Source organism: Tenacibaculum sp. nBUS_03 (assembly GCF_051201695.1).
GTDB lineage: Bacteria > Bacteroidota > Bacteroidia > Flavobacteriales > Flavobacteriaceae > Polaribacter.
Map to the genome: position 1 here is coordinate 3,862,330 of NZ_CP179214.1, position 12,201 is coordinate 3,874,530.

Here is a 12,201-nt window from a genome sequence, read left to right on the forward strand (position 1 = left end):
TTTGTTAATTTTTAGAATATTCTTTAGTTTGTCTAACTATATTCTTCAAATCTTTAATCATTGACTCCAATTTATCAATTTCTGGCAATTCATTATTTTGATAATTATTTATCATTTTTTGAGTTATAAATAGCTTCATCAATATTTTTTGATCAGATAAGTGTAACTGCAAAGAGGTAATTGAATCCATTTTGTTTTCATGATTTATTAGCTTTCTCTCATAGTTTTTTTCAAGTTTGTTAATTATTTTAAGTATTTCAATTTTTCCTATACTATCACTAATATTATTAACATAAAATTTGGCTGTATTCCAATATTCAACATTGTTTTTCCTGTAAGCTAAATAATCATTTGTTTTCTCTTGTAGACTATCAGCTAAAATTTCATTAATTCTAATATTCAATTCTTTCAATTCTTTGTTTTTATCAAGAGCTTCATGAAATAGTTTTTCAATAATATTTTCATGATACCTTTTGGAAAAAGAATAAGATGAATTGGTTTTATTATCATTTAATGCCTCCGGTGTTCCAAGTAAGTCTTCTATATTTTCAGTAGTTTCAATTTTTTTGTTTTGGGAACAACTAATTAGTAGAATGCTAAAAATTAAAGTCAATAGTATTTTCATAGTTAGATTTTTTATTTAATGGTGTACAACGGTTTCGTATAACCGTCAGTTATGGGTAAATTAGTAATTATTTTCGGTTTGACACTCACTTTACCAATTCCGAGTGGATTCGGACGTAGTCGAATCCGCCGTAATTGTGGTTATACCTCTTAAGTTAGCATTTTATTAAATTAGTTATTTAATCATAAAGAACCAAAGAGTGGAATAAGATTATGATACACGTAGAGACTATGATCTCGTCAACATTCATAATCCCTACTCTTTTCTATGTTAAATTCGTTCAGTTCTATGAAGCTTTAGACTTCGATTTCAGGTTGTTGAATTCACAATAGAGTGGCTCTTTACAATCCTTTTTTCTTATGAATAAAGATATAAAATATTTAGGAATAGACATTAGTAAAGACGTCTTTGATGTATGCGACAATAACAAAGCCCATTATCAGTTTACCAATGGCAGTTCAGGCTTTAAAAAGTTTTTAAAATTATTAGCTACAAATTCCATTTGCGTTATGGAACCCACAGGGTATTACCATAGTCGTTTAGCATATTTTTTACTTGACACAGGTATCGGAGTTTGTGTGGTTAATCCTTTAAAAATTAAGCGCTATATCCAAATGAATCTATCGAAAATAAAAACTGATAAGAGTGATGCAAAAATGATTCAGCAATATGCAAAAGATTGCGAACCTACACTGTGGACTGGGCAATCAAAAAAACAACAAGAAAACTTACAAGTAACTCGTATGCTCAGTATTTACAGTAAACAGAGCACACAATTAAAAAATAAAATACATGGAGAAGAAGTATTAGGTACTACAGCAAAAGGTGTGGTTAGATCTATTAAAAGGAGTTTGAAAAACCTAGAAAAGGAGATTGAGGTTTTAGAAAAGGCATTACTCGAAAATGTAAAAAAAGAATACCAAGAATCATTAACTTTACTCAAAAGCATTCCTGGAATAGGTAATAAAACAGCTTTAATGTTACTAGTTCTTACCGATGGATTTCAGCGTTTTCAAAGTGCTAAAGAGTTATGTAGTTATGCTGGACTGACTCCAATAATAAGACAAAGTGGAACTAGTGTTAAAGGACGACCAAGAATTAGTAAAATGGGAAATCCAAAACTGAGAAATTTACTTTTTATGTGCAGTTTTAATGCCTGCAAATACAACCAAGCTTGTAAAGCTCTTTATGATAGAATTGTTGCCAAAGGTAAGAGTAAAAAACTTGCTTTAATAGCAGTGTCTAACAAACTATTAAAACAAGCTTTTTCAATTGTTAAAAACGGTGTTCCGTTCAATAAAGAGTACAAAAGTACTTTGGTTATAAATTAAAGGATTTTTATTTGGTTTTTACCTCAGTTCTTTGTTAGCGTTAGTTTTTTATCCTGCCGCTTGATGTTCAATTAGTATCAATTTGTTATTCTGAATTTCAAATGTATACCATGATGCATATTCGTTTGTTGAATCATAAGTACTTCCAAAATCAAATGCAGTATCATCTGATAATAATTCGGAATGTCCCATATCGTTATAACTTAATACAATTTTTTTTCCTTCTATTTTAATTGAAGTTTCGTTTAGAAAATAGCCATCATCAGTTGTTATTTTATAAAGTCCATTTTCGTTATACCAATGTATTCCTTTAATATTTATTTTAGTTAGAATATCTTTTAATTCAGATACAACAGCATTTTTATGTTCAATACTAAAATTTTTGGTCACATTACTTATTACAATGTTTATTTCTGAAGTATCATTTTTGTTCAAAGAAATCAAAAACATTTCCAATTCTTTAATTATTGTCTTTTTTAAATTAATTTTCTCCTTTTCCTTTTTTGAATAAAGACTTATATTTTCTTTTTCAAAACTGTTCAAATCAATATTGTTTCCTTGTTTGTTATTTGGTTTGTACCAATTATACTTGTTTAAGAAATAATCTTTCAACCTTTCGTCTTTAAAATCATATTGATGTCTTGCAAAAATCTCATTTCGCAGAATTTTCAGCTCCAAAAGTGTTAAATGGCTAATATCTTCTTCGGAATATTTCTGTGAATCACATTCAGAGCAATTTTCAATTTGAGAAAATACACTTTGTTTTAATGTAAATATTATGATTAATGCAAGGATTTTTTTCATAATTATAGGTAACATTTAGTATAAGAAACGTAGGGCAATAAACAACCACTTTCGTTTCGGTTTATTACTTAGCTAAATATAAATATTTTGCATTTATCTTTTTCTATAAACGCCAAATTTTATATTTGGCGGCTTTACAAATAAAACAAAGACCTTTCGATTAAGCCCGAAAGCCCTATGTTTTCTTATACCTTGTTGTAGGCAGTTTTATTTTATGCCAAATAAATTCGACTCGGTTATGTCTAAATTTTTATGCTTTCTTAAAAATTCAGTTACTATCTCAATTCTTACACCAATAATTCTATTCCTATTTTCTTTTGGCCAATCGGTCATTATAGCTACTAGATTTACTTTTGATAAATTGTTTATTTCCCATAAACCACATCCACTCATTCCAAACAAATTAGGCCCAAAGCTTAACGTTTGTGACTTAACGTTTAGGGCGTTTTTTCTATCATATTCAACAATAACATTTAAGTAGTGTTCTCTATTATACTTTGTGTATTAAGATTTATTTACTGGAAAAGTAAAGTTATAAAAAGGACGAATATGGAATGATTTTTTGGTAAACGATTTTTTTGACCATGTTGATGGAAATCCATAAAGCATATACATCTGGTTTTTTACAAAATTATGATTAATCAAAACTTGTTCTTCTTCAAGAAATGAATAAGTTGTTTTTAATTCTTTTATGCTTTCGGAGTCTAATATTAATATCCCAATATCTAAATTGTCGTTTTCTCTATTCAATCCGGGATGGTTAGATATTATTTCTCCTCCAGGTTTGAACATAAATTTCCCGTTTTCTATAGGAATAAATATTTTTCAAAATCATCAAATACATATGCTGCTGAAATGAGAAGATGTAAATTTCATATTCGAATTAAAACTCCACTTCCGTGAGCCTTGTATTTATCTAGATCTTTTATAAGAATTACAGAATGGCTTCTAATTTTGATTGAATGTTCCAAAAATGATGATTTCACATGTAGTCGTTTTGCAAATTATCTACAACGGTTTGTGTATGGTTAGTTGCGCATATAAATGTACTTTTTTTATAGCTAAATACTAGCTTTATAAAAAATCACTTACCTTTGGTCTAGCAAGGAATAGCGATTAACTATACACTTTGTTGTAAACTGTAACGGATGCTATTCAATAATTTGCTAAAATCAATTCCTTTGCTCAGAAACAAATTTTATCAACTTCTCATCTCTAATATTCTGTTTATTGTTCAATAATTTTAGTCTACTCTTTTCATTTTCTCAATATTATACATTTTAAATAAATCAACAAATCCCTTTTTTATTTTATCGACTTCAGAATGAGGTGTCTCTTTTTCTAGAAAAATTGTTATACTAGATGAATTTTTCCCATCGAAATGTTCTTCAGTTTTTATATTAATTTTTTTAGTTCCTATAGAGTTATTTGGAAAAAATATTTGAATGTATTTACTTTCAACTTCTTCCTTGACTGTAATTTTTGAATACTCTTTTGCGGTCAAGTAGTATGCTGTTGAACAAAGTTTAAAAGCTGTACAGAATTGTATAAATTTAATCGTTTTGTTATTATTAATTTCAACCTCATGAAGTAAATAATTGTAATTTTTCTCGCTATCATAAAGTTTATGTGTATCTATTTTTTCATTCAAATACAGAAGCGCTTCTGCTTTAGTCTGACTTGAACATTGCGTGTATATAGATAGTAAAAAGAATACAATAAATAAATTTTTCATAATTGGGTAATGTTTTTTTGAGTTATGGTTTACAATGTCGAATTAAAATGAGTATTTTAATATTTTTATACAGCAAAACTAGCTTTAATATGTAGTCAATAAAATAGGTAATTGTACTGGTTTTATATCCGTAGGATTACGGAGGAGTGATAAAAGAAGAAATTTGAGTACTATTAGATATCTGAGGTAAATCCGTTTCTTATGCCATATTTAATAAGACCAACAATGGTTTTTACTTTTGTTTTTTGGATAATGTTTTGACGATGTGTATCAACTGTTCGTCTTCCAATAAAAAGTTTGTCTGCAATTTCTTGACTGCTATATTCTTGGCAAATTAATTCGAGAACTTTTATTTCTCTATTGGTCAGTTCATTTGTTTCTATTTCAATTCTTCGTTCTTTTTTTACCTTATTCACCATAACTGACAAGACTTCTTTGCTATAATAAGTACCATTGTCGGTAATTTTAGTTAGTGCTTCTATGAGCTCTTGTTTTCCTGTGTTTTTGAGAATATAGCCGTCGGCTTCACTCATCATTATTTCGCTAACAATTTCTTTGTCGTTATGCATTGATAATACAAGTACTTTCAAGTTTGGGTAAATAGATTTTATTGTTTTAGTAAACTCTATTCCATTCATTCCTGGCATACTAATATCTGTAATAACAATATGAACAATTTCTTTTTTAAGTTGCTCTAATGCATTTTCAGCACAAAGGTATTCAGATACAATTTGCAAGTATTCTTCTTTTCGAAGTAACGATTTAATTCCATCAATAAACATTTGATGATCGTCTACAATCATTATTTTTACAGGTGCTTGCATATTTAAATAATTACATTAATTGTGATATCTGTTCCTTTTCCTTCAGCAGAAACAATATTAATTTCACCATTTATCATGGAAACTCTAGAAAAAACATTTCGCCAACCTATACCTTTACTTTGGTGGATAGTAGCTACATCAAACCCTTTTCCATTATCCGAAATTAAAAGGTGTACTTTGTTGTTTATTCGATTTAATACTATAGTAATCTTATCAGCTTTAGCGTATTTAATGATGTTGTTTAGAATTTCTTGAACAACTCTATATAATGCAATTTCTTTACTTCCCTCTAATCGGTTATCCATTCCTTTGTAGTTAAAATGAACAAGAAGTGCTTTAGACTCATTTATTGTACCGGTAAATGATGCAATGGCAGAAACCAATCCGTATTCCATGAGTGTGGCTGGCATCATATTGTGTGAAATAGTACGTACTTCATTTACAGCTTCGTCTATCAAATTCATTGAATTTTGAACTAATATTTTATCTTCATCATTTACTTCATCTTCTAACCCAGCTACGTTTAATTTAGCTGTAGAAAGTAACTGCCCTAAACCATCGTGAAGGTCTTTTGCAATACGTGAACGCTCTTTTTCCTCTGCTTCAAGCATAGCTCTGTAACGTACAGTTTCTTCCTCACGTTTTGATTTTGCCTCTTTTACTCGTGCATTAAAATAATAAGTCGACCCTAGTAATATCATTAATACCAAACTTAGTCCACCCCAAAGTATTAAGTTTTTGTTAGCAGCTCTTTCTTCTAAGAGTTTTAAATCTTTAATCACATTTTCTTTTTGCAATTCTACATTTTTACGTTCTTCGCTTAGTTTCTCATTTAAAATTCGTTGTGTTTCATATTTGGTATGCTTTTCCGCAATTACCGTTTTCATATTTTTTTTGAAGATGGTGTCTTTCAGGTTCGTTTGGATTTTATAATATGAAGCCGCCTTTTTAAAATTCTTTACTCTTTCATTGCTAATGGCTAATTTCCCTGCTAATTCCATCTGTTGGTAGAGACACCCATTTTTTGTTGCAATTTCATAGGCACTTTTAAACAATTCGTTAGCTTTTTGATGCTTCTCCAACTTAGTATAGACTATTCCTTGGTTGGTTCTTATTAACATGACTCGTTGCTTGTCATTAATAGAAGAAGCAAGTATGTAAGCAGAATCGAGCCTCACTAAATCTTTACAATGTTTTTCTGAAGATTCATAAACTTTACTTTTGTTGATAGATCCAATTTTATCGCTCTGTTGAATTTGAATTAACCCAATATTTGCTTTAAGAGTATTATAGGAGATTTCCTTAACTACTTTTTCAAAGCTGTCAATTACACTTTTATTCTGTCCAAATGCAGAATTGAACAGTAGTAACATTGAAAGGAATAATAACCAATTTTTCATATAAAGTATTATACTTAGAGAATTGTAGCTAACAGTCTCATATAAATGTCAATTACAGATTAATATGTGTTAATTTTCGGTTTGGCATAAACTTTAGCAATTTCATTTTTAATATTCGTTAAGGGATATAGTTTACAACGTTTTGGCTAAGCTGCGTTTTAATGCAGTTTAGGTGGTGTTGTGTGTAGTTTTTATTTTCGTTCATATTCGTATGTCACATTGTAACTATATCCAGCTCCGATTATTAACAATAATGCTCCTTCATTACTAACTGCTTCATTGATAAGTAAATTTCCATTTTTAGTCAGTCCAATTCTTCTTTTATTATTTCGACAGCCTCCAAATAGAAAAGGAACTCCATTACAATCGAGGTATTTATTATCTAAATAAAACATTCCATTTTTATATTTACCTGAAAATAATGTGTCATTAATTATTTTAGAGTTTTCTAATAGTTTTATTCTCAATTTATTTGTTTTTTCAAGGTTTAAGCTCAAACAATAATCATTCCCGATATTTTTCAAAGAATCAAATTTTATTTTTTTGTCGTAACTATCGTTTGTTAAAAAGTAATATCCATTATTCTTTTTTAAAATGTCTGGAATTTTGCCATTCGATTTCTCTTTTCCTAAACTATAATATCTTCTTATAGGATTCAATGAATAATTGCCAGTCAGTTTTTTTAGTTCGGTTTTTTCAAGATTTACAACTTCTTTCCGAAATCTTTTTTTAGAAAATGAAGCACAGCTCAAAATTGTGAAACTGAACACAATTAGAATAATAATATTAGTTTTTCGGTTTGTCATTTTTCAAATTAGATACAACGTTTTGTGTATGATTAGTTGCAATTTTTCACCAAATGTAACCAAAAATTAATGGTTTTGGGTTTTAGTAAACACTTTCTAAAGTAGCCTAAATTTAGCAATTAATTATACATTTTGTTATACAACGTTATTATTTTTGTTACAAACCTATTACGTTCTTATTAATTTTATTCAATATTTGATGTCCATGTTTTAATCTAAGGATTTTTAAAATTGCTTGATTATAATCATAATAACAATCAAATTGATTTACAGAATCTAAATACATATAATCAAAATTATATTTTTTCTCTTGCCTTTTATCTTTTGTTTTCAATCCTTGATGAAGCTGATTTCTATTAAAAATATAGAGTTTCATTCTTCCTTCTTTGTAATCTTTTAATGCATTTTTATAACTAAAATTACAACTATCATTTAACGAAATAGATTTAGGTCTTTTCCTTTTAGTCCATTTTTTTTTGAATTTAAATTTTCTAATTGTATCTCCAATACAAGTAAAAATTAAATTATATTCCTCTTTTTCCTTTATTGGAATTAGAACAAATTTTCCTTCTCCATCAAGATGTATAGATTGCTTTGAGCTAGTTTCCTCTACAATAATCTTGTCAAAGTTTTTATAAAAAAATCCGAAAAGAAAAGCTTCCCTCTAATTGTATCTTTAGATTGAGAAAAAGAAAATGTCGAAACTAATAAGAATAAGGAAATAAATACTTTTTCAATTGTCATTTTTTCATCATGTTGTATAACGTTTAGTATGTGGCAAGAAGGGCAATAGAAAGCGATAAACTTTCGGGTTTGCACTTAGCCAAAACGTTGTATTTTGTTTTTAATTTATTCATTTTAAAAGCCGAATCAACGATTTGGCGGTATTATAAATAACTACTGAACTTTCCTAAGCCACTGAACGCCCTATTTGCTATATACATCTTAAGTTAGCATTTTATTAAATTAGTTATTTAATCATAAAGAATATATTTTCTAGTAGAATCAGTTTTTATTTCAAAAATACTTTCTCCATATTCATTTATAGTGATTTTCTCCGAACTTTTATAGAACCAATTTATTTGCCTTAATTTTCCGTTTACATCTTTTAAATATACTCGATAATTGGATTTGTCCAATTCCAATTTTTTGGGATAAAAAGCAATTCCGTTTTTATCAAAGATAATTTGTTCACGTTTATGTTTTTTCTCAAAGCTCTGTCCAAAATCAATATTATCTATTATAATAACTTTTCCACTAAAATCTGATGGTAAAATTAAATCTACTTTTTGTTTGTCAGAATAGTATAAAGAGATTGAAGATGCTAGATTATATGAAGGATAAAACAAAATTAAAGGAACTAAAATCCAAAGTAATTTATGTTTAATTTTTAGTTTTCCAAATAGAAGTAAAATCGCACCAACAATATAAATCGGAAATCCAATTATAAATCCAAAAAGAACAAAAAATGGAATTAAAAATCCAAAATAACCATTAATCCTATTCCAATTTTGTCAATTTTGCTCATTTTTTAAATTCTGTTCGGATTTTGCTCAAATTGTGTACAACGGCTCAGTGTATGAGCAGTAGCGGATTTAAAACACTTATCTATCGGCTATCAGATACTTAACCATATACAAAAAGCGGTTCAAGTTTGCACTTAAACAGCTATTGCTTATACACATTGTTGTAATTCGTTTATCTAGAATCTAACTCTTTTATTTTAGCCAAAAAATTATCAATGTCTGTTTTTTTTGTATCAAAAGAGCACATCCATCTTACTTCATTGGTGAATTCATCCCACACGTAAAATGGGGAAACTTCCATTAGAGTTTCATTCCATTGTTTTGGAATAATAGCAAATACGGCATTAGCTTGAACCGTCCGAGTAATTTTTATCTGACTATCGACAAGATTAAATATTTTATCGCGTAAATATTTAGCTATTTCATTGCTATGCTTTGCAGATGTTTTCCAAATACCATTTATCAACAATTCATGAAATTGTGCAGCTATAAATCTAGTCTTTGAAGGCAGCTGCATAGTTTGTTTATGTCTGAATTTAAGGTTTTTTGAAATGTCGTTATTAAAGCAAACCACAGCTTCGCCAAACATCATTCCAACCTTGGTGCCTCCAAGTGATAATATATCAACACCTACGTCTTTTGTAAGTTCAGAAAGCGAGCAATTTAAGGACACAGCCGCATTGAATAAACGTGCTCCGTCCACATGAAAAAGCATATCGTTTTCCCTTAATATTTCTGAAATTTCTTCAAGTTCTTTAAGTGTATATATTGTACCATATTCAGTTGGTTGAGCTATAGAAAAAACTTTTGCTTGGGGGTGATGTTCGTCTCCTTTTCTAACAATTGCAGACTTTAAGGTCTCGATACTTACTTTTCCGTCACTATCTGTATCTAAGGGTATGAATCTACATCCTGTAAAGGTTTCTGGTGCTGTAGATTCGTCTTCGTACAAATGCGATGATCGTGCACACAAAACCGAATTAAATGAATTGGTACAGAGGCTCAAAGAGAGCACATTAGCCCCAGTTCCATTAAAAACAAAAGCAACCTCTACAGGATGATTAAATATTTCCCTAAATAATTGCTTCGTTTTTTCCGTTATATCATCATACCCATAGGCTTTTGCGTGGCTGTTATTAGCCTTAGTAATTGCTTCAATCATTTCGGGGAGCACCCCACTATAATTATCGCTTGCTAACGTTCGTTTAAAATTCATTGACTTTTGAGCTAGTTTACGGTTTCTATAGAAATTATTCTTCGTTCGGTTTTTATGTCAGTGAGAGAAGTGTCATAAACAAAGACCACTTCCAAAATAACCTCATCCTTGAGGTTAAGATTTTCAATTTTTGAAATATGACCTTCACTAAATCTATTTTTAGAATAATCTGAAACTTGAATTGAAAAGTTTTTTAGTTCTTCTTTTTGGGCTTCTCCTTTTCCTGTTAAACTAACGTATTCTATCACATCAAAATTTGCAATTTCTCCAGAATTACCACATTCTTTCGGACAAAGTGCTGTTCTACCTTTGCATAATTGGTAATCAATACCATTAAAGATTACTTTAAAGGTGTGGTTAGTTGTGTATTTGTTTTCTTTAATTTTAGTAGCAGTAGCGCAACTATGAAATAGAAGCGATAATGCAATGATCCTAAGTAGATAAATTGACTTTTTCATATATTACTATTTGTTTTTAACTAATCGAATACCTAAAGGAGGTAATGCAAAATCAGGTGTTTTTGCTATTCTTCTTGCACTACGTAATGTTTCTTGAACAGAGAAAAAACCGCCACCCCTTATTACGTAGGTAAGACAATTATTTCCTTCGGGACCGTGATATTCATCACTACACCACTCAAAAACATTTCCATGCATATCGTATATACCCCAAGCGTTTGGAGGATAAGAACCTACTTCTACAGTAGCATCACCTCCAATATACTTTTCTTCTTCTCCAGGAACCTCAAACATAAAATTTGCTTGCTCTCTGGTAATAGAATCTCCGACATTATATCTTGTTGTTGTTCCAGCTCTACAGGCGTATTCCCATTCTGCCTCTGTAGGTAATCTAGCTCCAACCCATTCGGCAAAATCCTTAGCATCCTGCCATCCTACGTTAATTACAGGTCGTTTTCCTCTTCCCCAATCTTCATCTTTAGGTTTTTCACGTCCTGTTGCGTCACAGAAAGCATCATATTGATCAAAAGTTATCTCATATTTACTGATCTTAAAGGCCTTGATAGATACCTTTCGTTGCACTTCGTTATATTCTCTTTGTAACTCATCCTCTGGGCTACCCATTACAAAATTTCCAGCTGGCACATCTATCCAGTCTATCTCAACAGTACTATTTTCATTGACTTTTGAGGCATAGCTTTGGATTTTTACCTCAATTTTCTTAATCGATTCTCCTTTATCATTACTCTCTGTTTTTTTAGTTGATTTTGAATTATTACAACTAAATAGTAATCCAATCGTTAGGATTACAGCTACATAAATTATTCTCATTTTAAATTTAATATTTGATAATGTTTTTAATTTCTATTTTAGAAACATAGGTTAATTTATCATTTTCATAAAGTTCAGCTATTTCTTTTAATGAACTATTAGGGTCACATGTATAGTTATTATAATCTTGAAATATAATACCGTTGACGTTTCTTCTATTATAAAAACTTCGAAAACGAACAGCTAAACCATTGTTTCCCTTGTATGTTGTGGTAGCATTCGGATCTTCTAGTTTAAAAGGAAGTAATACAAAAAAGAGAACAGAATTTATCTTTTCACGGTAACTAGAAATATCGTCTTGATTTAGTTGAACCAGTTCATTATTTATAGTTTTTAAAAGCTGTTCGTTTTGTAAACGTATTTCTATAGCCGTATCATCTTCGTCCTTCCAAGATAAACTGTATGTATAGCCATCTTTATCGTGGTTAAATGAATATTCCTGTCCTCTAAAGTCAAAAGTGTAGGAAGCATTGGAGTACAGGTCGCCTCCGTGTTTTTTAATTGAGTTTTCCACAATTGATTTTGCTTTTAATTCTCCTGTAAAATCAATTGAACTATTACTTTCCTCTGTAGATTTTTGTGATGAAAAATCACATGAGGTAAGTATCATCGAAAAAAGTATTAAAAACAAATTTTTCATTTTAT

Annotated in this window: 15 protein-coding genes; 1 reads left to right on the forward strand and 14 read right to left on the reverse strand. The window is 29.6% G+C overall.

From position 1 onward, the window contains the following. Positions 1–4 precede the first annotated feature (4 nt). The gene (locus tag ACMFBB_RS17700) at positions 5–625 is read right to left on the reverse strand and encodes a hypothetical protein (RefSeq protein WP_435262060.1); all 621 of its coding nucleotides are present in this window, start codon (positions 623–625) and stop codon (positions 5–7) included. A gap of 359 nt (positions 626–984) precedes the next feature. On the opposite strand from ACMFBB_RS17700, the gene ACMFBB_RS17705 reads away from it, so the two are divergent. Beyond that, entirely contained in the window at positions 985–1,956 is a 972-nt protein-coding gene (locus tag ACMFBB_RS17705; protein WP_435262061.1) for an IS110 family transposase, read from the forward strand. A 48-nt stretch (positions 1,957–2,004) separates the two neighbouring features. Here ACMFBB_RS17705 and ACMFBB_RS17710 read toward each other — a convergent pair whose 3' ends face one another. The 13 genes from ACMFBB_RS17710 to ACMFBB_RS17770 all read right to left on the reverse strand — a co-directional run bounded on the left by ACMFBB_RS17710 (position 2,005) and on the right by ACMFBB_RS17770 (position 12,196). Next, positions 2,005–2,760, reverse strand: coding sequence for a YARHG domain-containing protein (locus tag ACMFBB_RS17710; RefSeq protein WP_435262062.1), 756 nt, complete (start codon positions 2,758–2,760; stop codon positions 2,005–2,007). A gap of 207 nt (positions 2,761–2,967) precedes the next feature. After that, positions 2,968–3,153 carry a hypothetical protein gene (locus ACMFBB_RS17715; protein WP_435262063.1) on the reverse strand — a complete coding sequence of 62 codons (186 nt, stop codon included), beginning with the start codon at positions 3,151–3,153 and terminating at the stop codon, positions 2,968–2,970. A gap of 111 nt (positions 3,154–3,264) precedes the next feature. Beyond that, positions 3,265–3,552: a hypothetical protein gene (locus ACMFBB_RS17720; RefSeq protein ID WP_435262064.1), complete on the reverse strand. Its 288-nt coding sequence runs from the start codon at positions 3,550–3,552 to the stop codon at positions 3,265–3,267. A gap of 451 nt (positions 3,553–4,003) precedes the next feature. Next, on the reverse strand, positions 4,004–4,495 hold the full coding sequence (locus ACMFBB_RS17725) for a hypothetical protein (RefSeq protein WP_435262065.1): 492 nt from the start codon (positions 4,493–4,495) through the stop codon (positions 4,004–4,006). A gap of 173 nt (positions 4,496–4,668) precedes the next feature. Then, positions 4,669–5,319, reverse strand: coding sequence for a response regulator (locus ACMFBB_RS17730; protein WP_435262066.1), 651 nt, complete (start codon positions 5,317–5,319; stop codon positions 4,669–4,671). A gap of 2 nt (positions 5,320–5,321) precedes the next feature. After that, positions 5,322–6,719, reverse strand: a complete 1,398-nt coding sequence (locus tag ACMFBB_RS17735) for a sensor histidine kinase (protein WP_435262067.1) — start codon at positions 6,717–6,719, stop codon at positions 5,322–5,324. Between the two features lie 191 nt (positions 6,720–6,910). Beyond that, a complete protein-coding gene (locus ACMFBB_RS17740) occupies positions 6,911–7,525 on the reverse strand; it encodes a hypothetical protein (RefSeq protein WP_435262068.1) in 615 nt (204 codons plus the stop codon). 157 nt (positions 7,526–7,682) lie between these two features. Further along, positions 7,683–7,901: a hypothetical protein gene (locus tag ACMFBB_RS17745; RefSeq protein ID WP_435262069.1), complete on the reverse strand. Its 219-nt coding sequence runs from the start codon at positions 7,899–7,901 to the stop codon at positions 7,683–7,685. Between the two features lie 598 nt (positions 7,902–8,499). Beyond that, positions 8,500–8,874 (reverse strand): hypothetical protein, encoded by a 375-nt coding sequence (locus tag ACMFBB_RS17750; RefSeq protein WP_435262070.1) that lies wholly within the window; start codon positions 8,872–8,874, stop codon positions 8,500–8,502. A 349-nt stretch (positions 8,875–9,223) separates the two neighbouring features. Beyond that, complete coding sequence (locus ACMFBB_RS17755; RefSeq protein WP_435262071.1) at positions 9,224–10,267, reverse strand: threonine aldolase family protein; 1,044 nt, start codon at positions 10,265–10,267, stop codon at positions 9,224–9,226. Between the two features lie 11 nt (positions 10,268–10,278). Then, entirely contained in the window at positions 10,279–10,725 is a 447-nt protein-coding gene (locus ACMFBB_RS17760; RefSeq protein ID WP_435262072.1) for a hypothetical protein, read from the reverse strand. A 6-nt stretch (positions 10,726–10,731) separates the two neighbouring features. Continuing rightward, positions 10,732–11,556 (reverse strand): formylglycine-generating enzyme family protein, encoded by an 825-nt coding sequence (locus tag ACMFBB_RS17765; RefSeq protein WP_435262073.1) that lies wholly within the window; start codon positions 11,554–11,556, stop codon positions 10,732–10,734. A 7-nt stretch (positions 11,557–11,563) separates the two neighbouring features. After that, on the reverse strand, positions 11,564–12,196 hold the full coding sequence (locus ACMFBB_RS17770) for a hypothetical protein (protein ID WP_435262074.1): 633 nt from the start codon (positions 12,194–12,196) through the stop codon (positions 11,564–11,566). Between the last annotated feature and the right edge of the window lie 5 nt (positions 12,197–12,201).

Excerpts from the sequence above, each read along its gene's own strand:
- ACMFBB_RS17765 (WP_435262073.1), bottom strand. The coding sequence starts at position 11,556 with ATGAGAATAATTTATGTAGCTGTAATCCTAACGATTGGATTACTATTT.
- ACMFBB_RS17745 (WP_435262069.1), bottom strand. The coding sequence starts at position 7,901 with ATGAAACTCTATATTTTTAATAGAAATCAGCTTCATCAAGGATTGAAA.
- ACMFBB_RS17705 (WP_435262061.1), top strand. The coding sequence starts at position 985 with ATGAATAAAGATATAAAATATTTAGGAATAGACATTAGTAAAGACGTC.
- ACMFBB_RS17725 (WP_435262065.1), bottom strand. The coding sequence starts at position 4,495 with ATGAAAAATTTATTTATTGTATTCTTTTTACTATCTATATACACGCAA.
- ACMFBB_RS17730 (WP_435262066.1), bottom strand. The coding sequence starts at position 5,319 with ATGCAAGCACCTGTAAAAATAATGATTGTAGACGATCATCAAATGTTT.
- ACMFBB_RS17740 (WP_435262068.1), bottom strand. The coding sequence starts at position 7,525 with ATGACAAACCGAAAAACTAATATTATTATTCTAATTGTGTTCAGTTTC.
- ACMFBB_RS17735 (WP_435262067.1), bottom strand. The coding sequence starts at position 6,719 with ATGAAAAATTGGTTATTATTCCTTTCAATGTTACTACTGTTCAATTCT.
- ACMFBB_RS17700 (WP_435262060.1), bottom strand. The coding sequence starts at position 625 with ATGAAAATACTATTGACTTTAATTTTTAGCATTCTACTAATTAGTTGT.
- ACMFBB_RS17720 (WP_435262064.1), bottom strand. The coding sequence starts at position 3,552 with ATGTTCAAACCTGGAGGAGAAATAATATCTAACCATCCCGGATTGAAT.
- ACMFBB_RS17770 (WP_435262074.1), bottom strand. The coding sequence starts at position 12,196 with ATGAAAAATTTGTTTTTAATACTTTTTTCGATGATACTTACCTCATGT.
- ACMFBB_RS17755 (WP_435262071.1), bottom strand. The coding sequence starts at position 10,267 with ATGAATTTTAAACGAACGTTAGCAAGCGATAATTATAGTGGGGTGCTC.
- ACMFBB_RS17760 (WP_435262072.1), bottom strand. The coding sequence starts at position 10,725 with ATGAAAAAGTCAATTTATCTACTTAGGATCATTGCATTATCGCTTCTA.
- ACMFBB_RS17710 (WP_435262062.1), bottom strand. The coding sequence starts at position 2,760 with ATGAAAAAAATCCTTGCATTAATCATAATATTTACATTAAAACAAAGT.
- ACMFBB_RS17715 (WP_435262063.1), bottom strand. The coding sequence starts at position 3,153 with ATGAGTGGATGTGGTTTATGGGAAATAAACAATTTATCAAAAGTAAAT.